The sequence below is a fragment of the Patulibacter brassicae genome (assembly GCF_033949425.1).
Taxonomy (GTDB): domain Bacteria; phylum Actinomycetota; class Thermoleophilia; order Solirubrobacterales; family Solirubrobacteraceae; genus Patulibacter; species Patulibacter brassicae.
In genome coordinates this window covers 223,601-242,126 of record NZ_JAXAVX010000003.1, presented here as the reverse complement: position 1 = coordinate 242,126, position 18,526 = coordinate 223,601, and the positions used below count along the sequence as shown (strand labels likewise).

Annotated in this window: 16 protein-coding genes; 7 read left to right on the top strand and 9 right to left on the bottom strand. The window is 74.2% G+C overall.

The window, feature by feature from the left end; all coding sequences use genetic code 11:
* Nucleotides 1-26: 26 nt before the first annotated feature.
* Nucleotides 27-1,328, bottom strand: a complete 1,302-nt coding sequence (locus SK069_RS08765) for a nucleotide sugar dehydrogenase (RefSeq protein WP_319953833.1) — start codon at nt 1,326-1,328, stop codon at nt 27-29.
* Between the two features lie 92 nt (nt 1,329-1,420).
* Nucleotides 1,421-2,332 (bottom strand): WecB/TagA/CpsF family glycosyltransferase, encoded by a 912-nt coding sequence (locus SK069_RS08760; RefSeq protein ID WP_319953832.1) that lies wholly within the window; start codon nt 2,330-2,332, stop codon nt 1,421-1,423.
* A 299-nt stretch (nt 2,333-2,631) separates the two neighbouring features.
* On the opposite strand from SK069_RS08760, the gene SK069_RS08755 reads away from it, so the two are divergent.
* Complete coding sequence (locus SK069_RS08755) at nt 2,632-3,627, top strand: GDP-mannose 4,6-dehydratase (RefSeq protein ID WP_319953831.1); 996 nt, start codon at nt 2,632-2,634, stop codon at nt 3,625-3,627.
* Nucleotides 3,628-3,787: 160 nt separating this feature from the next.
* A complete protein-coding gene (locus SK069_RS08750; RefSeq protein WP_319953830.1) occupies nt 3,788-4,933 on the top strand; it encodes a glycosyltransferase family 4 protein in 1,146 nt (381 codons plus the stop codon).
* A gap of 10 nt (nt 4,934-4,943) precedes the next feature.
* Here the strand turns inward: SK069_RS08750 and SK069_RS08745 are convergent, their stop codons facing one another.
* Complete coding sequence (locus tag SK069_RS08745) at nt 4,944-6,122, bottom strand: glycosyltransferase family 4 protein (protein ID WP_319953829.1); 1,179 nt, start codon at nt 6,120-6,122, stop codon at nt 4,944-4,946.
* 45 nt (nt 6,123-6,167) lie between these two features.
* Here SK069_RS08745 and SK069_RS08740 point away from each other — a divergent pair, with 45 nt between their 5' ends.
* A complete protein-coding gene (locus SK069_RS08740) occupies nt 6,168-6,860 on the top strand; it encodes a class I SAM-dependent methyltransferase (RefSeq protein WP_319953978.1) in 693 nt (230 codons plus the stop codon).
* Between the two features lie 30 nt (nt 6,861-6,890).
* On the opposite strand, the gene gmd is transcribed toward SK069_RS08740, so the two are convergent.
* On the bottom strand, nt 6,891-7,856 hold the full coding sequence (gene gmd / locus SK069_RS08735; RefSeq protein WP_319953828.1) for a GDP-mannose 4,6-dehydratase: 966 nt from the start codon (nt 7,854-7,856) through the stop codon (nt 6,891-6,893).
* A gap of 67 nt (nt 7,857-7,923) precedes the next feature.
* Between gmd and SK069_RS08730 the strand changes: the two genes are divergently transcribed.
* Both SK069_RS08730 and SK069_RS08725 read left to right on the top strand, forming a co-directional pair.
* A complete protein-coding gene (locus tag SK069_RS08730; RefSeq protein WP_319953827.1) occupies nt 7,924-9,015 on the top strand; it encodes a glycosyltransferase family 4 protein in 1,092 nt (363 codons plus the stop codon).
* Nucleotides 9,012-10,145, top strand: a complete 1,134-nt coding sequence (locus SK069_RS08725) for a glycosyltransferase family 4 protein (RefSeq protein ID WP_319953826.1) — start codon at nt 9,012-9,014, stop codon at nt 10,143-10,145. The genes SK069_RS08730 and SK069_RS08725 overlap by 4 nt, the downstream gene beginning before the upstream one ends.
* Here SK069_RS08725 and SK069_RS08720 read toward each other — a convergent pair.
* The 4 genes from SK069_RS08720 to SK069_RS08705 are packed head-to-tail and all read right to left on the bottom strand — an operon-like array spanning nt 10,129 to nt 14,937.
* Nucleotides 10,129-11,253 carry a glycosyltransferase family 4 protein gene (locus tag SK069_RS08720; protein WP_319953825.1) on the bottom strand — a complete coding sequence of 375 codons (1,125 nt, stop codon included), beginning with the start codon at nt 11,251-11,253 and terminating at the stop codon, nt 10,129-10,131. The two genes, SK069_RS08725 and SK069_RS08720, sit on opposite strands and share 17 nt — an antisense overlap.
* The gene (locus tag SK069_RS08715) at nt 11,250-12,185 is read right to left on the bottom strand and encodes a glycosyltransferase family 2 protein (RefSeq protein ID WP_319953824.1); all 936 of its coding nucleotides are present in this window, start codon (nt 12,183-12,185) and stop codon (nt 11,250-11,252) included. Before SK069_RS08715 ends, SK069_RS08720 begins: the two co-directional genes overlap by 4 nt.
* A gap of 3 nt (nt 12,186-12,188) precedes the next feature.
* The gene (locus tag SK069_RS08710) at nt 12,189-13,391 is read right to left on the bottom strand and encodes a glycosyltransferase family 4 protein (protein WP_319953823.1); all 1,203 of its coding nucleotides are present in this window, start codon (nt 13,389-13,391) and stop codon (nt 12,189-12,191) included.
* Between the two features lie 10 nt (nt 13,392-13,401).
* Complete coding sequence (locus SK069_RS08705) at nt 13,402-14,937, bottom strand: oligosaccharide flippase family protein (RefSeq protein ID WP_319953822.1); 1,536 nt, start codon at nt 14,935-14,937, stop codon at nt 13,402-13,404.
* An 883-nt stretch (nt 14,938-15,820) separates the two neighbouring features.
* Here SK069_RS08705 and SK069_RS08700 point away from each other — a divergent pair.
* Both SK069_RS08700 and SK069_RS08695 read left to right on the top strand, forming a co-directional pair.
* The gene (locus SK069_RS08700) at nt 15,821-16,810 is read left to right on the top strand and encodes an Ig-like domain-containing protein (RefSeq protein ID WP_319953821.1); all 990 of its coding nucleotides are present in this window, start codon (nt 15,821-15,823) and stop codon (nt 16,808-16,810) included.
* 169 nt (nt 16,811-16,979) lie between these two features.
* Nucleotides 16,980-17,969 (top strand): COX15/CtaA family protein, encoded by a 990-nt coding sequence (locus SK069_RS08695; RefSeq protein WP_319953820.1) that lies wholly within the window; start codon nt 16,980-16,982, stop codon nt 17,967-17,969.
* Here the strand turns inward: SK069_RS08695 and SK069_RS08690 are convergent.
* Nucleotides 17,905-18,459, bottom strand: a complete 555-nt coding sequence (locus SK069_RS08690) for a hypothetical protein (RefSeq protein WP_319953819.1) — start codon at nt 18,457-18,459, stop codon at nt 17,905-17,907. The genes SK069_RS08695 and SK069_RS08690 overlap by 65 nt on opposite strands.
* Nucleotides 18,460-18,526 lie beyond the last annotated feature (67 nt).

Genomic DNA, 18,526 nt, shown 5'->3' with positions numbered 1-18,526 from the left:
CGCAGGGCGCCGGGCGGCCGGCTGCCTCAGGCGAGCGGCTGCGCCGCGACGTGCCCGTCGCGGTCGGCCACGTCGGCGGCGAGCTCGGACGCCGGGCCGAAGACGGCGCGCTGACCGAAGCAGTCCCACGGGTCGGCGAGCACCGCGCCCGGGGCGGCGAGCGCGGCGATCCGCTCGAGCGTCGCCGCGTCCTGCCAGTCGCTGTGGTTCGTCGCCAGCACGACGGCGTCCGCCCCGGAGACCGCCTCCTCGAGCGTCAGCGTCGACGACGGGCTGAGCGGGTCGTGGGCGGCCACGAGCGCGAGCTCCCGCTCGAGCAGCCGGATGAGCTTGAAGCTCAGCGAGTCGCGCTCGTCGTCGGTGTCGGACTTGAACGCCAGCCCGAGCACGGCGACCTTGCGGGCCCGCAGCGTCTCGCCCGGCAGGCGCCGCTTCAGCCCGTCGACGAGGAACAGCGGCACGGACTCGTTGACGCGACTGACGGCGAGCAGCATGCCCGGGGCGGGCGAGCGCTCCTCGCTGAAGGTGAAGTCCTTGCGCAGGCAGGTGCCGGCGGTCATCCCCGGCAGCTTCATGCCACCCCGGGGGTAGTCCCGGTTGATGAGGTCGATGACCTCGAAGACGTTCGCGCCGTACTGCTCGCACTCCATCATCAGCCGGTTCGGGAGCGCGAAGAGCGTGTAGCGGAGGATGTTCGTCCAGATCTTCGCCAGCTCGGCCTCGACCGGGGTGGTCTGCACGATCGGCGCGCCGAGCGCGGCGAAGACGGACGCGGCCTCTTCGCCCGAGCGCTCGCCGACGCCCCCGACGATGCAGGGCAGGGTCGAGATCTCGTCGAAGAACCGCGAGGCCGCGATCCGCTCGGGGACGTGGGCGACGAAGACGTCGCGGCCCACGACGAGCCCGCGGTGCAGCTCGAGGTAGCCGGCGACGAACTCCGTCGTGCCGGGGGCGATCGTCGAGCGCAGCACGAGGCAGTGGCCCTCGCGCAGGTGCGGGAGCAGGTCGTCCAGGACGCTGCGGATCTGCGAGACGTCGATCTCGATGTGGCTGAACGACGGGGTCCCGAGGGTCAGCACGACGTGCTTGGCGCGCGCGGCCTGGGCGACGTCGCGCGAGACCTCGAGCGTCGCGTCGGCGCGGCCCTGGACGCGGGCGAGCACCTCGTCGGCGCCCGGCTCGAAGAACGGCATGCGCCCGGCGGCGACGGCGTCCGTCCGCGAGGCGTCGACGTCGATCCCGATCGTGCGCAGGCCACGGTCGGCGAAGGCGAGGGCGAGCGGCAGGCCTACGCGGCCCAGACCGACGACGGCGACGTCGAGATCCACGTCAGGGAGGCTAGATGATCGGCCCGGCGACCCGACGGCGCGGGGAGCGGCGAGGTCCGGCGACGCGGGACCACCGGCCGACGCGGCCACGCTCAGCGCCCGGCGGCGGGCGCCGACCGCCGCCGCAGCGCGCCCTGGCGTTGCCGGCGAGCGGGCGGACCGCTGCGCAGGACCGGTGCCGTCGGCTGGCCCGAGAGGCGCTGGCGCAGCAGCTGCAGGCTGAAGCGGGCGACGAAGAGCGGGTTGTAGCGGGCGTAGCGCCGCCAGAGCCGGCGCGGCTCCTGCGACAGGCGGAACGCCCACTCCAGGCCCATCGACTGGATCCAGCGCGGCGCCTGCGGCACGAGGCCGGCGTGGAAGTCGAACGCCGCGCCGACGCCGAGCAGCACCGGGGCGTCCAGCCGCGAGCGCATCGCGGCCATCCACTTCTCCTGCTTCGGCACGCCGATGCCGACCCACACGACGTCCGCACCGGAGCCGTTGATGTCGTCGACGACGCCCTGCTGCTCCTCGTCGGTCAGCTCGCGGTACGGCGGCGACCAGCCGCCGACGATCCGCAGGCCCGGGAAGCGGTCCCGGAGGCGACGGGCGAGGCGGTCCAGCGCCAGGCGGTCGCGACCGCCGTAGAGGTACACGCGGGTGCCGTTCTGGGCGGCGCGCTCGCAGTGCTTCGCCATGAGGTCCGGGCCGTAGACGCGGCTCGGCTGCTCGTGCCCGAGCAGGTTCAGCGCCCAGACGAGGGGCTGCCCGTCGGGGACGGTCAGCGAGCTGCCGAGGACCGCGGCGCGCGTCTCCTCGTCCTCCTGGCAGACCATGACGGTGTGGGTCGCCGCGACGCAGACGTAGCCCTGACGGCGCGAGGCGACCATCGCGTCGATCCACGAGAGCGTGCGCTCGTACGTCGTGAGCGCCAGGGGGACGCCGAGCACCTCGACCTGGGGCGGAGGCGTTGCGAGCGCGCTGAGCACGTTCGCGTTGGTGACCGTGGGGCCGTCGTGGTGCATAGGGGATCCGTCCGAGCGGGCCGCGGGGGGAGCGGTCGTGGGCGCGTTCCCCGATCTCAACCCGGGGAAACGCCGGAAGTTGCGAGCATCGCGGGCACGTGGCGCGTTGACGCTCGTCTGGTGGCGGGGGTGCAGGACGACCCTATCGGGCGTCGAGCGGCGGCGACGGGCGGCCGGGACGGTCGTCCGGCGCGCGCGCCCGCCCGATCGGCGCGGTCGTCGGCGGCCGCCGCGCCCCGGGACGACGGGGCGGCGTGCCTCGATAGCCTGCGGCCGATGGCGAGCACCGGTGGCCGGGCGTGACCCGACGAGCGCTCATCACCGGGATCACCGGCCAGGACGGCGGGTACCTCGCGGAACGGCTGCTGGCCGACGGCACCGAGGTCGTGGGCACCGTCCGTCGCGCCGACGGCGCGCTCGAGCGGGGGGGGCTGGCGCAGCTCGCGGGGCGCGTCGCGCTGCTGGAGGCCGAGCTCGGGGACGCCGACGCGCTGCGCCGCGCGGTGGACGAGGCGCAGCCCGACGAGATCTACCACCTCGCCGCCCCGACCTTCGTGCCCGACTCGTGGCGCGATCCGCGCTCCGTCGTCGAGGCGATCGCCGGCGCGACCGGCACGATCCTCGGCGCGGCGCTCGAGCGCGACGGCACGCGGGTGCTCGTCGTGACGTCGAGCGAGATCTTCGGCGACGCGGGCGTCTCGCCGCAGGCCGAGGGCGCCCCGATGCGCCCGCGCAGCCCGTACGGCGTGGCGAAGCTCGCCGCCCACGGGCTCGTCGGCACGCTCCGCTCCCACCACGATCGCTTCTTCGTCTCGGCGATCACCTTCAACCACGAGTCGCCGCGGCGGCCCGAGCGGTTCCTGCCGCGGAAGGTCAGCCGCGGGGTCGCGCGGATCGCGCGTGGCCTCGAGGACGAGCTGACCCTCGGCGATCAGCGGGCGGTGCGCGACTGGTCGCACGCCGCGGACGTCGTCGACGGCATGGTCCTCGCCCTGCGGCACGACGAGCCCGGCGACTACGTCCTGGCCTCGGGCGAGCCGCGAACGGTCGGCGACCTCGTCGACGCGGCGTTCGCGGCGGCCGGCGTCGACCGCCACGTGGCCGCCGCCGACGGCAGCACCCGCGACCGGGTGCGCGTCGACCCGCGCTTCGTGCGCCCGCCGGAGCAGTGGCCGCCGGTCGGCGACCCGTCGCGAGCCCGCGAGGTCCTGGGCTGGCGGCCGCGCGTGACCTTCGAGGAGCTCGTGGCCGAGATGGTCCGGGCGGACCTCGCGCTGCTCGACGCCGCGAGCTGACCCGGGCCGGGGGTGCGCCGGCCCGGCTTCGGCGTCGCGCGGGACGCGGCCTGCGGCCTGCGGGGCCGCAGCGCGTCCCGGGGCCTGCCGCGGCGCGGCGGCCTGGCGCGGCGAGCGCTGGGCGTCGCCGCCGGCGGCGTTCCTGCGACGATCCCGAGCCGTGCCCGGGTCGTTGCGCGTCGCCCTGAACCTCGTGTACCTGACCCCCGGCGAGACCGGCGGGATGGAGGTCTACGCCCGCGAGCTGCTGCCGCGGCTGGCGGCGATCGACGGCATCGAGCCGGTCGCGATCGTCAACCGGGTGGCGGCGCAGGACGCGGGGGCGCCGTGGAGCGACGGCACCGTGCCGTCGCTCGTGGCGGACGTCGACGCGCGCGACCGGCGCCAGTGGGTCTGGGGGGAGCAGCGCCACGTGCCCCGGCTCGCCGAGCAGGCGGGGGCCGTCCTCGTGCACTCCCTCGCCTCGACCGGCCCCGGGCGCTGGGCGGGCGGCCCGCCGCGCGTGACGACCGTCCACGACCTGCACTACGCCGTGGCGCCGGAGGCGCACTTCGGCCTGCGCGGGCTCGGCATGCGGGTCCTCGTCCCGGCCGCCGTGCGCGCGTCGCGGAGGGTTATCGCGGTGTCAGAGGCGACTGCTAAAGACCTCGTACGGATCCTAAAGCTGGAGCCTGCGAGGCTCGATGTAGTGCCGGAGGCCGCCGTCGTTCTGCAGGTGTCGCCGACTCCCGAGCCGGACCTGCGCGCCCGGCTCGGCCTGGGAGACCGCCAGGTGCTGCTGAGCATGGCGGCCAAGCGCCCGCACAAGAACGTCGAGGGCCTGATCGACGCGCTCGCCGCGCTCGCGCCGGATCGCCGGCCGCTGCTCGTCGTCCCCGGGTACGCGACCGAGCACGAGGCGGTGCTGCGTCGCCGCGCCGCGGCCCGGCACGTGGCCGAGGACGTGCGGTTCCCCGGCTGGCTGTCCTCCGCCGACGTCGAGGGACTGTGGCGGATCGCCGTCGCGCACGTGTTCCCGTCCTTCTACGAGGGCTTCGGCCTGCCGGTGCTCGAGGCGATGGCCCGTGGGGTGCCGGGCGCGTGCAGCGACCGGGCGTCGCTGCCGGAGATCGCCGGCGACGCGGCGCTGACCTTCGACCCCGCCGACGGCCGCGCCGTCCGCGACGCGATCGCACGTCTGCTCGACGAGCCGGCGCTGCGCGAGGACCTCGCGCGGCGGGGCCGGGCGCGGGCGGCGACGTTCTCGTGGGAGCGCACCGCGGCGCAGACGGCCGACGCGTACCACCGCGCGCTCGACCGCGGCTGAGCCCTCGGGGCTACGCCGCTCGACGCCGGCGGCGCCGCCCCGCCGGGGCCGCGTACGCCGCGGCGACGGTGCGCAGCGACCCGGCCAGCGAGAGCCGGTCCGCGTTCTCGGCGAACCACGCACGCGTGCCGGCCCGCAGGGTCTCGCCGTCCTCGTGGCAGCGCACGATCGCGTCGGCGATCGACGCGCCCGTCGCCGCGGCGGCGACGTAGCCGTTGCGGCCGGCGTCGACGAGCTCGACGGCGGCGTTGTCCTCCCCGTCCACGACGATCGCCGGCACGCCGTGGGCGGACGCCTCGACGACGACCATCCCGTAGCCCTCGCGCGACGAGGGCTGCACGACGCAGAGCGCGCCACGCATCGCCGCGTCGACCTCCGCCGCGTCGACGAACCCGGGCGCCTCGACGACGTCCTCGAGCCCCAGCTCGGCGATCCGCGCCCGCACGAGCTCGTGCTCCGGCCCGGCCCCGAAGATCCGTCCGCGCAGGCCCGGCACCCGCTCCCGCGCCGCAGCGATCGCGTCGACCACGAGCGGGACCCGCTTCTCGGGGATCATCCGCCCGGCGTACACGACCGTCGGCGGATCCGCCGGAGGCGTCGCCGCCGGTGTCTCGAGGGACCCCGCGTACTCGCCGGTGAGCACCGTGATCTCACCCCGCAGGCCAACCTCGCGAAGACGTCGCTCGTAGAGCCGACTGAACGTGTACGCACGTTGAGGGACCGCGGCGCACAACCGCTGCACCGCCCAGCCCACGCGTCCTCCGAGGCCGCCGAGGTAGCCCAGCCAGTACTCGCGGCTCCATACCTCGTGCCAGTCGCAGCTGATGCGGAAACGTCCGAGCGGACGAGTCACAGCGGCGGCCAGGAGGGAGAAGTAGGGAAACGAGGCGGTGTGCACGACGTCGTACCGGCGACCACGACGCAGGAGGTGCAACCCGACACCGAGTCCGAACCGCAGCGGAGGACCGATCTTCCGCCGGTCGCCGACGTAGAGGTCCAAGCGCGGTCCGACCGCGATGACGTCGACTCCGGAGATCCGCGGAGCATCTCCCTCGTCCCACTGCGTGAGGGTCAGGTAGGTGACCTCGTGCCCCTCCGCCGCGAGCCGCTCGGCGAGGTTCCGGTACCAGCGCTCGGCACCCCCGACGGTCCAGGGGAAGAGGCAGTCGTAGACGACGCAGATCCGCACGGCTCCATCGTGACGAAGCGTCGATACGCTCGTCCCGTGCCAGCCATGGACCGCATCCGCAAGCTGTACGCCACGGCGGCGGAGGTGAACAACGAGACGATCCTCGAGCACGTCGAGTCGGTGCGGGGCGGGCTCTTGGTGGACCTCGGTTGCGGGGACGGCGCCTTCACCGTCGAGGCGGCGCGGCGCGCCGGCGCCGGCCGCACCGTCGGGATCGAGACCGATCCCGCCTATGTGGCGGCCGCCGCTGAGCGCGGCATCGAGGTCCGTGAGACAGACCTCGGGCAGCGTCTGCCCTTCGAGGACGGCAGCGTCGATGGGCTCATCAGCAACCAGGTGATCGAGCACCTCTGGGACACCGACCTGTTCCTGCGCGAGATCCGTCGCGTGCTCGCGCCCGGCGGCTACGTCGTGCTCTCGACGAACAACCTTGCGAGCTGGCACAACGTCGCGTCGCTAGTGCTCGGCTGGCAGCCGATGCCGAACCACGTCTCCGATGAGGTGATTGTCGGCAACCCGCTGAACGTCGACGACCACGCCCCGGGATCGAGCTACCCGATGCACCGTCGGATCTTCACGAACCGAGCGCTTCGAGAGCTTGCCGAGCATCACGGGTTGCGAAACGAAGTCGACGTGACGGCGGGCTACTACCCGCTGGGTCGCCGGTGCTCTCGCGTCGCGACGCGCCTGGACCGCCGGCACGGCGCGTTCCTCGTCCAGCGCTACAGGCGCCGCTGACCGTCCCGCGCGCCGCGGCGTGCGAGACCGCTACTTCGAGAGGAGCTCCAGGTCCGCGCGGACCATGAGGCGGATGAGCTCCTCGAAGCTCGTCGCGGGCGTCCAGCCGAGCTTCTCCTTCGCCTTCGTCGGGTCGCCGATCAGCAGGTCGACCTCGGCGGGGCGGACGAACTGCGGATCGATCTCGACGTACTGCTCCCAGTCGCCCAGGCCGGCCTCGTCGAAGGCCACCTGCACGCACTCGCGCACCGTGTGGGTCTCGCCGGTCGCGATGACGAAGTCGTCGGCGTCGTCCTGCTGCAGCATGAGCCACATCGCCTCGACGTAGTCCTTCGCGTAGCCCCAGTCGCGCTTGGCGTCGAGGTTGCCGAGGGCGAGCTTGTCGCGCAGGCCGTGCTTGATCGCCGCCGCGTGCCAGGTCACCTTGCGCGTGACGAACTCGAGGCCGCGGCGCGGCGACTCGTGGTTGAAGAGGATGCCGCTCGTCGCGTGCAGGTCGTAGGACTCGCGGTAGTTCACCGTGATGAAGTGGCCGTAGACCTTGGCGACGCCGTACGGCGAGCGCGGGTAGAGCGGCGTGTCCTCGTTCTGCGGCACCTCGCGCACCTTGCCGAACATCTCCGACGAGGACGCCTGGTAGAAGCGGGCCTCCGGTGCGACCTCGCGCATCGCCTCGAGGATGCGGGTGACGCCGACCCCGGTGAAGTCGGCCGTCAGGGTCGGCTGCTGCCAGGAGAGGCCGACGAAGCTCATCGCGGCGAGGTTGTAGATCTCGTCGGGCTTCGACGCGCGCAGCGTGTCGACGAGCGAGCGCTGGTCCAGCAGGTCCCCCTGGTGCAGGGTGATCGTGTCCCGCAGGTGCTCGATCCGGTCGAACTTCTCCGTCGACGCACGGCGGACCATGCCGTGGACCTCATACCCCTTCTCGAGCAGCAGCTCGGCGAGGTAGGAACCGTCCTGACCCGTGATCCCGGTGACGAGGGCGCGCTTCGACATGGCGGAGAGCCTAGGGAACGACGCGCGTCGTAGTGCTGGCGGTGCCGGCGTCACTACGCTGCGCCGCGTGAGGTTCGTCCTGGACGCGCGAGTCGCCGCCGAGGTGCCCGCCGGCCGCGGCCGCTACATGCGCGAGCTGCTCAACGGGCTGGCGCGGCGCGACGACGACCACGACTACCTCCTCGTCGGGCGCGCGCCGTGGCGCGACCGGCCCGCCGACCCGCGCTTCACGTGGCGCACCGTGCCGGGACCGGACCCGTGGTGGGCGCTTCGGGCCGCGCGCTCGGGGGCGGCCGGCGACGCGCTGCTGTCGTCCGCGTCCTACCTGCTGGCGGCGGCGAGCCCCGTGCCGACGGTGGCCACCGTGTTCGACCTCGTGGCGTTCGACCCGGAGACCCGGCCGCCGCGGGGCGCGCTGGCGGAGCGGGCGACGCTGCCGCTGGCGCTCCGCCGGCGGCGCACGACGTTCGCCTGCATCTCCGACGCCACGCGCCAAGAGCTCCTGAACCGCTTCCCCTCCGCGGCGGGGCGGGCGGAGGTCACCTTGCTGGGCGTCGACCAGGATCTGCGGTCGCGGGCCGCCGCGCGGCCGGACTGCGCCGAGCGCCTCGGCCTGCCGGACGGGTACGTCCTGAGCGTCGGCACGCGCGAGCCGCGGAAGAACCTCGTCCGGACGATCGCGGCGTTCCGCGGTCTCGGCGACGAGGTCCGGGCCGGTCGCCGGCTCGTGCTCGTCGGGCACCGGGGATGGGCCGACGACGAGCTCGACGCCGCGATCCGCGACGCCGGAGAGCTCGTGCACGTCGCCGGCTACGTCGACGACGCGGACCTCCCAGCGGTGTACGCCGGGGCGGACGCGTTCGTCTACGCGTCGTTCCACGAGGGGTTCGGCCTGCCGGTGCTCGAGGCGATGGCGGTCGGGACACCGGTGATCACGTCGGACGTCTCGAGTCTCCCCGAGGTCGCCGGCGACGCGGCGCTGACCGTGGACCCGCGATCGGTCACCGCGATCGGCGCCGCGCTCGCGAGGGTCCTCGCGGAGCCGGACCTGGCGTCCGACCTGCGCCGACGGGGCGCGGAGCGGGCGGCGGCGCTCACGTGGGACGCGACGGCGGCGGCGACGCTCGCGATGCTCGAGCGAGCGGCGACGGCGCGATGAGGATCGCCGCCAACCTCCTCGCCCTCGGCCCGGCCGCCGGCGGCGTCGGACGGTATGCGCGCGAGCTCTACGCGGAGATGCTCTCCGTCGACCCGGGGGTCGAGCTCGAGCTGTTCGCTCCCGCCGATGCGCCCGAGTGGGTGCGCGAGCTCGCCGGCGCCGACCGCGCCCGGCTGACCCGGTTGCGCGTGCGCAGCAACCGCCCGCAGGAGCTCTACCCGGCGCAGCTGCTGGCGCTCGGGGACCTCGCCGAGCGGCGCCGGTGCGATCTGGTGCACGGTCCCGCGACGTTCGTCCCGTGGACTGGCCGTACCCCGGCAGTGTCGACGATCCACGACGTCATGTGGATCGAGCATCCGGCGCTCAGCGGCTTCGGCCGTGGCTCCGCGGCCGTCTGGTGGGCGCTCACGATCGACGCCGCGCGCCGCGCGAGGACCGTCCTCGCGGTTTCGCACGCGGCGGCCGACGAGATCCACCGCCTCGTCCGTGTGCCGCACCACAAGCTCCATGTCGTGTTGAACGGCGCCGGGACGTCGTCGCGCATTCTCCCGACCTCGCCGTCCGAGATCCGTCGCCGGTTCGACCTCGGCGACGCGCGCGTCGTCCTGAGCGTCGGCCAGAAGCGACCGCACAAGAACCTGGAGACGGTGATCCGGGCGCTCGCGCGGCTGGACGACGACGTGCTGCTCGTCGCGCCCGGCGCGGACTACGGGCACGGCGATCACCTGCTCGACCTCGCAGGAGAGCTCGGCGTGCGCGAGCGCGTGCGCCTGCCGGCCTGGGTGTCCGACGCCGACCTGGAGGGGCTCTACGCCGTCGCGTCGGTCGCGGCGCAGCTGTCGCTGCTGGAGGGCTTCGGCCTGCCGGCGATCGAGGCGATGCAGCGAGGCATCCCGGCCGTCGTGTCCGACACGCCGGCGCTCGTCGAGGCCGCGGGCGGCGCGGCCGCGGTCGTCCCGGCCACCGACCACGTCGCGGCGGCGGTCGCCCTGCGCCGTGTGCTGGAGGACGACCGCGAGGCCGCCGCGCTGCGCGAGCGCGGGGGCCGGCGCGTCGGTGAGCTGACCTGGCGCCGCACGGCCGATGAGACGCTCGCCGTGTTCCGGCGGACGCTCAGCGCGACCCGCTGAGCAGCGACCGGTACGCCGAGGCGAGGCGCTCGGCGGCGGCCTCGGTCGAGAACCGCTGGACGCGCTCCGGGTCGCGGATCCGGTGGGGCTCGCGCGGGCCGGTCAGCTCCCGGAGCCGCTCGGCGAGCCCGACCCAGTCACCGGGGGCGACGTACGAGGCCTGCGGCCCGGCGACCTCGGGAATCGCTCCGGAGGTCGTCGTGATGATGGGCAGCCCGGAGGCGTGCGCCTCGGCGAGGACCATGCCGAACTGCTCCTCCCACGACCAGATCGGCATCGACCCGAGCCACAGCGCGGAGGCGCTCGCGTACAGCGCGGGCATCTCGTCGTACGGGACGAACGACCGCAGCTCGACGAGGTCGCCGATGCCGAGCTCGTCGGCGTACGCGCGCAGCCGCTGCTCCTCGGGCCCGCGGCCAACGAGCACCGCCCGGGGCAGCGTGGCGTCGCCGCGGCGACGCAGCAGCGCGATCGCCCGGAGCAGGTCCTGGTGGCCCTTCTCCCACACGAGTCGGCCGGCCGACACCACGACGACGTCTGCGGCGGTGGGGCCGACCGGACGGAACCGCCCGACGTCGATGCCCGGCTCGCAGACGCGCATCCGCCCGGGGTCCGCGCCCTCGACGAGGAGCGACTCGCGGGCACGCTCCGTGGCGGGGAGGAAGAGGTCCGTCTCGCGCAGCACCCGCTCGCGGTACGGCCGCGTGCGGACGTTCCGGTACGCCTCGGCGAACGGCAGCGTCTCCCAGACGTTCGCGACGAGCCGGAACCCCATCCGCGGCCGCAACCGAGCAGCCTGTGCGGTGTACCAGTAGCCCAGCTCCTGGGCGTGGACGATGTCGGCGCCCTGCAGCGCGTCCGCGAGCCCGAGGTACCGGTCGCCCGGGACCCGGGTCAGCAGGTCGCCGACGCGGCCGGCGGGCAGCAGGTCGCGGACGGTCCGCACCGGGACGCGTCGCAGCGGCAGAGTCGTGGTGTCGAATCCATCGCCCCGCAGCGGGCGCGGCACGACGACGTCGAACTCCTCCTCCAGCAGGGTCCAGGGGCGGAGCTCCCAGGGGTTCGCCTGGTGGCCCCGCAGGACGACGACGCGCGGACGACGGGTCATGGTTCCTCCGGGTGGGTGGCCGGTGCGGGCGGCGGCAGCTCGGCCCGGATCTCCGAGAGCCGGATCGGGCCGCCGTACCGCAGCCGGCGCTCGACCCGATAGGTCCGTCGCTCGACGGGGTGGCGGTGCCGGAGCAGCTCGGACGGCGCGCGGCCCAGGCCGCTGGCCAGGCCGGTGACGGTCGCGCGCAGCTGTCCCTCGCGACGACCCGCGAGGAGACCGGCCACCACGATCTTCGCGACGCGCCCGGGGAGCCACGGGAGCGGCACGAGGCTCCAGGCCCGCACGAGGTTGTTGCGCCAGATCCGGTGCTGGTTGCGCGCGGGCGATCGTCGCGGGCTGTCGTAGTGCCGGATCGGCGTGGCGCTGCCCAGCCGGACGACGAAGCCCGCGTCGAGCAGGCGCAGGCAATACTCGGGCTCCTCGACGTGGCTCTCGAGGTCCTCGCGGAACCCGCCGAGGCGCAGGAAGACGTCCCGCCGCAGCGCGTGGGCCGTCCCGCGAAACGTGTCGACGGCCCAGACCCCGGGCGCGGGCGCCCGCTGGTGGACCCGTGGCCCGTGGAGCACGTCGACGTACGGGATCGCGACGGCGCCGACCTGCGGGTCGTCGAACTCCGCCACCGTCACGCGGACGGTGTCCTCGGAGGACAAGACGGCGTCGTCGTCGACGTGCACGACGATCGCGCCACGAGCGAGCGCCGTGGCCTCGTTGCGCCGGCCGATGAGGCCGCGGCTGGCGCCGTGCGAGACCAGGCGCACGCGCGGGAACTCCTCCGCGACCATCGCAGCGGTGCCGTCGGAGGAGCCGTCGTCGACGACGAGCACCTCGACCGCCGCTCCGCGTTGGGCGACCGCGCTCTCGAGAGCACGGCGGAGCTCGTCGCGGCGGTCCTTCGTCGTGATGACGACGGTCGCGTCGAAGGCGGCCATTCCTCAGGCGCTCGCGATCGCTCCGGCGGCGACGTCCTCGAAGAACGCCGCCCAGCGAGGAGCGAGGGCCGCGGGTCGATGCGCGTCGGCGATCGCGGGTCCCGGGCCGGCCAGCCGCGCGCGGAGGTCAGCGTCCTCCAGCAGGGACTCGATCGCGCGGGCCAGTGCCGGAGGATCGCGCCGCGGCACGAGCAGCGCCGACTGGCCGTCCACGGCGTACTCGTCGAAGCCGTGCCCCGCCGTGGCGACGAGCGGCCGTCCGAGGGCGAGGGCCTCGACCGCCGCCAGGCAGTAGGACTCCCAGCGGGACGGGATCGCCACGACGGTGGCGGCCTGGACGCACGCGAAGTAGTCGGCCGGCTCGAGGAAGCCCGTGATGTGCACCGAGGAGGCCCGGTCGCCGGCGACCTCGTAGAGGTGCTCGCTCGTCGGACGGCCCTGGAACTGGGCGTCCCGCCCGACGAAGACGAGCTGGGCATCCGGGTGGCGGCCCCACACCACGCGCATGGCCCGGACGAGCTCGTCGATGCCCTTGTGGGCGTCGAGACGGCTCGGCAGCACGACCGTCGGCTCGGGGCCGGTCGGGAAGCTGGCGGGCAGGGCCCCGGCGTCGGCGAGCGCGCGCACCTGCTCGCTGTCGACGGCGAGCGGCAGCGTCCGCGTAGGGATCTCGGCGGTCGCCGGCCAGAGCTCCCGCGCCCAGGTGACCACGGCCGCGCCCGCGCCCAGCAGGACGTCCGAGGCCTGGGTCTGCCGGCGCTCGAGCAGCAGATCGACCTGGGCCCGCGGGCCCGAGCGCTGGAGGCGGGTGAGGTCCTCGCGCACCGACAGCAGCTGGCGCAGCGAGGTGACGAGATGCGTCACCACCGGCGGGCGGGCACGGCGCCGGGCGTACGTGGCGAGCTCGCCACCGAACTCGGGAGCGATGACCACGTCGAGGTCCGGCAGACCGTCGAGCGCACCGGCGACGCGTCGGGCCCAGAGGGCCGGAGCGATGGGGAGCCGGCGATCCACGTCATCGACGGCGACGATCCGCACGCCGTCGAGCACGTCGGGTGGGACGTGGCCGTCGTGGCGCTTCGTCACGAGCGTCACGTCGTGGCCGAGCCGGACCAGCTCGGGCATGACGTGCGCGTACTGCGCGCCGAGGCCACCCCAGTACGGGGTGGCGCCCGCGTACTCCTGGCTGACGACGCAGATCCGCATCGGCGGGATCCTATGCGGGTGCTCGCGGCGACCGCCGCAGGGCCGCGCCGACCTCTCCGGGCAGCGTCCGCGTCGCCGCGAGGAGGAGCACGAAGAGCGCCACGGCGACCGCCGTGCCCGCGATCGCCGCCGGGTCGAGGGCGCCGCTGGGCAGGAGGGGGCCGGTGAGCTCGGTCGCGGCGAGGCCGGCGAGAAACGCGACGGTCGCGGCCAGCAGGACCGTCACGACATCGGTGCCTGGGCGCACCGCGAGCGGCAGGCCGGCGGCCCGGCGCAGCGCCACGTAGCCGCCGACCACGAGGATGAGGTCGCCGAGCGTCGCGGCCACCGCCGCGCCGGTGCTGTCGGCGAGGGGGACGAGGACGGCCCCGAGCGGCACGATCCCGAGGAGCCCTGCGCCGTTGACCCGGGTCAGCCGCCGCTGCGCCCCGAGCGCGACGATGCCGGCGACCGCCGCCTGCGAGAGGAAGACGAAGAGGATCGACGGCGCCTGCGCCTGGACCGAGGCGAACGACGGCTCGAAGTCCGCGCCGCCGAGGATGAACACGAGCGGGCGCGCGGCGAGCGCGAAGACGATCGTCCCCAGGCAGCCTGCGATGAGCGTCACGACGGTCAGCCGGCCGAGCATGAGCACGAAGCGCTCGCGACGCTCGGCGGCGGCGACGGTCAGCACCGGGAGCACCACGGCGGTCACGAGCATCGGCAGCCCGCCGGCCAGCTCGTAGAGCCGCGAGGTCAGGCCGTAGTACCCGGTCTCGTCCGACGCCGAGATGATCGACATGAGGATGACCAGGAACTTCATCTGGACCATCCCGATGATCGACGCGATCGCGATCGGCGCCGCCTCTCGCACGATCGACGACGCCTCGGCGCGCGAGAGACGCGGGCGGACGATCTGCCCGCGTCCGAGGAGCCAGCGGCTGAAGAGCAGCATCAGGGCGCTCGCCAGGGGTAGCGCCGCGACGAGGCCCACGAGGCCGGCGTCGGTCTTCACCGCGATGACGATGCCGAGCACCGTCAGCGACTGACGCACGAGCTCGGTGACCGCGACGCGCCCCTGACGCAGCTCGACCTGGAGGCTCGTCGTGTACGCGGCGAAGATGCCCTGCAGCGCGACCCCGAGCGCCGCGAGCGCGACGCCGGCGATCATCCGGCTCGGGTAGCCGGCCAGTAGGGCGAACGCGAGCATCGCGGGTGCGACCGCGATCGACAGCGAGAGGCGCACCCCGGCCACCGCGCTGACCATCCGCTGGCGCTCCGCCCCGGGGCGGCGCAGCGAGAGCATCCGTGCCGCGGCGACGCTCAGCCCGACGTCGGTCAGGGCGTTGAAGACCGTCGCGAGCGCGATCACCGCGGCGTAGCGGCCGTTCTCGTCCGCGCCGAGGTACCGCAGCGTGACGATGGCACCCGCCAGACCCAGCAGCTGGACCGCGAGGAAGCTCCCGCCGCGGGCAGCCGTCCCGAGCACGACGCGGCTCGCGACCTTGTCGTCGCGCAGCCGGGCTTCCGCCTCCGCTTCCCGCGCGTTGCTCGCTCCGTCACTCATCGGCGCCGCAACGGTACGCGGAGTTGCCAGCTCCCGTGCACGACGTCGGGTAGGAGGCGCGCCAACGATGCCGTCGCCCCTCGGCATCGGCCGGTCCGCCGCCCAGTCGGAGGCCACGCCCCGTCGGCGAGGAGCTGGTCGCCACGTCAGGGGGGAGAATCCAGGGCCCCGCTCAGGTCACCGAGACATGGATCGCTTGTTCTTCACCCACACCGCACGGCCGAGATGGCTTCTCGGCGCGACGGCAGCCGCCGCGACGCTGGTGACGTTGCTCGGGCCCGGAGCCGCGCCGGGGGCCGCGGCGTCGTACGAAGTCTGGTCCTGCCGGGATCCTGCTGGCGCGCCGATCCGAGCCGGGGATGACGCTGGCGGATGGCGACTGGGAAGCTCCGGCGTTGAGCCGTCTGGCGGCTTCAGGCTCGAGAACCGATGCGTAGACGGAGGCCACCTCGCCGCGCAAGTCACGGCGACGAATACGCAGCCGGCACAGGCAACGCTCGAATGGCGTTTCGCCGCGCCGGCTTCGACCCAGTTGACCAGCTACGAAGTCGACATGGATGGGGCCGTCCGAGGCGTGACCGATGCGGACGGCGACTTCGGAGATCTGGTGCTGCTCCGCCACGGTCGCGTCGACCCGGACTACGACTTCCGGTGGCACGGATTCGCGGGCGCCGGCCTCGTACCCCGGGGAGTTCGGCGATGGGCGGGTGAACCTACGAGCGGATTCTCGATCTACGCGGTCTGCTCGGGGCAGGGCGCGATGACGTGGTCGTGCGCGCCCGATGGCGGGCCGGGAGTGGCCGCCTTCTCTGTGTACCGCTCGACGGTGACGCTTGAGGACCGCGACTCTCCTGCCGTCGTGGCCCCTGCCACCGGTGACGCCGTGACCAACACCACCTGGGCAGGGCCGACGGGCATCTCGTTCGGGGCGACCGATCAAGGTGGCGGCGTCTATCGGATGGGGATCGAGGTGGACGGGCAGGTCCTGAGCACCGTGAACCTCGCCGGGGACCCCTGCCGGGCGTGGCCGGGGACCGAGCGCACCTTCCTCGCGCCGAAGCCGTGCCCGTCGAGCGTCGGCGGCGTGAGCACGTTCGACACGAAGGACCTCCCCGAGGGCGTCCACACGGTTCGGGTGCTCGTCGAGGACGCGGCCGGCAACCAGGCCACCGTCTACGGGCCGACCACGAAGCGCCTGCGCAAGACCGATCCGGGGCCGAACAACGGGACGCCCGCGGTCGACCAGGCGATCATCAAGGCCGCGTGGGAGGGACGCGAGTCCGACCTGCGGTCGATCAAGTACAACCAGCAGCCGGTCCTTCGCGGCCAGCTGCTCACCGCCGCGGGGCAGCCGATCCGGGACGCGTTCGTGCGCGTCACGATCACCCGCGACGCGCGGAACTCGCCGCCGTTCGAGCGGGAGTCCCTGACGACGAACTCCGAGGGACGCTTCCGCTGGCGGATGCCGAAGGGCAGCAGCTCGCGGCGGATCCAGCTCGCCTACTACCAGCGGGTGCGCGACGACCAGCCCGTCGTCGTCAAGACCCTGCGGCTGCAGGTCGCCGCCGGCGTGACGCTCCGGCTCAGTCGCACGACGGCGCGGCGCGGGCAGTCGGTCCGCCTGCGCGGGACGCTGCGTGGTCGCCCCCTGCCGAAGGGCGGCAAGGTCGTCGAGCTGCAGGCCCGCGACCCCGGCGGTCGCTGGATCACGTTCCGGACGGTCCGCGCGAACGGCAAGGGCGCGTTCTCGAGCAGGTACCGCTTCCGCAACCCCGGCCCGGCGCGGTTCCAGATGCGGGCCCGCGTCCGCCGCAGCGGCGACTACCCGTACGCCACGGGCACCTCGCCGATCCGGTCGATCCGCATCCGCTGATCGCTCATTGCGCCGACGTGGGGCGCCCTGCCCCACGTCGGTCCGCCGGGCCGGCCACCGCGGAGGCCCGGGAACCTCGTCGCCCCAGGGGGCCGGCACCACCGTCCTCCCTCACGCGGCGGTCGGCGGGCAACCGTCCGATCGGCCGATCCGCCATCCTTGCCGGGCGATGGCGACGAGCACCCCGAACGCGCCGGGCGACGGCGCGCCCGCCCGGCTCCAGCGGCTCCGCGGGCGGTTCCGCAGCAGCCCCGAGCGGATGCTCCTGGCGGCCCGCCTGGCGCTGCTGGCGAACATCGGGATCATGCTCACCGGCGCGCTCGTGCGCGTGACCGGCTCGGGCCTCGGGTGCTCGAACTGGCCGAAGTGCGACACCGAGGTCTTCCCGACCGAGACGCACTCCCACACGTTCATCGAGTTCGGCAACCGGCTGCTGACCATCGGCGTCACGGCCACCGCCCTCTTCGCGATCTTCTGCGCCCTCACCCGCGTGCCGTGGCGCAAGGACCTGCTCGTGCTCTCCTGCTGGCTGCTCGTCGGGATCTTCGCCCAGGGCGTCATCGGCGGCCTGAGCGTCCTCTACGACCTCGACTGGATCTGGATCAGCGCGCACTACCTCGTGTCGATCGTCCTGCTGCTCGTCCCCGCCGCGCTGCTCGTGTGGCGCGCCGGGCACGACACCGCCGCCCCGCGCGACCACCAGGCGACCGACCGCCTCACCGCCCGCGTCGTGCAGGCGCTGCTGCCGATCGGCGTGCTCGCGCTCGCCGCCGGCACGCTCGCCACGGCCGCCGGGCCGAACAGCGGCGGCGAGGGCACCGGCGACGTCGTCAAGCGCTTCGACGTCCACGGCACCGCGACGCTCGAGTGGATCGTGCAGCGCCACGGCGTGGTCGCCGGCCTCTTCGCCGTCATGATCGTCGCCGCCTGGGGCGTCGCTCAGTGGCGCGGGGCCGGTCGGCGGCTCGTGCTCGTCCTGACGCTCGCCGCGATGCTCGTCGCGCTGCAGGGCGTGCTCGGCCTCGTCCAGTACGGCCTCGAGCTCCCCGGCGAGCTCGTCTGGGTCCACGTGACGCTCGCGACGATCACGTGGGTCACCGTCGTGTGGGCGTGGCAGGTCGCCGGTCCGGGGAAGCCGGGCGCGTCGCCGGCAGGCTGAACGCCGCGTCGACGAGCAGCACCACCGTCCAGCCCTGCGCGATCGCGCGCAGCGCCGCGGTGCGGTCGGCGTCGCCGACGACGACGATCGCCACGACGAGCAGGCCGACGCCGATCGACCACGCCAGCAGGTGCCGCAGCCATCCCTCGCGGGCGGCCCGCGTGCGCGCCGCCCCGGTCGGCTTGGGCGCCGGCGGCGGGCCGCCCGCGAACCGGTGAGCGAACCGCACGTCCGCCCAGCGCACCATCCGGTGCCCGAACGCGACGCTCACGCCGATGTACACGGCGCTCAGCGCGTGGAACGACGTCGCGGTGGCGCCGTGTGCCAGGTCCCAGGTGACGAACCCGAGCAGCAGCGCGTCGACGACCGGCGCGCTTGCGAGCAGGACGAGCCCCGCCCGCGGCCGTCGCAGGGGATAGCGCAGGAGCAATCCCGCGGCGATGAGGAACCAGAAGCCGACCTCGGCGAGGACGATGGCGAGCGCGATCACGGCGACCTCCCGGTCGTTGTAGCTCGACTGTGCGGAAAAGAATGTAGCACGGCCGTGCTATAAAGGC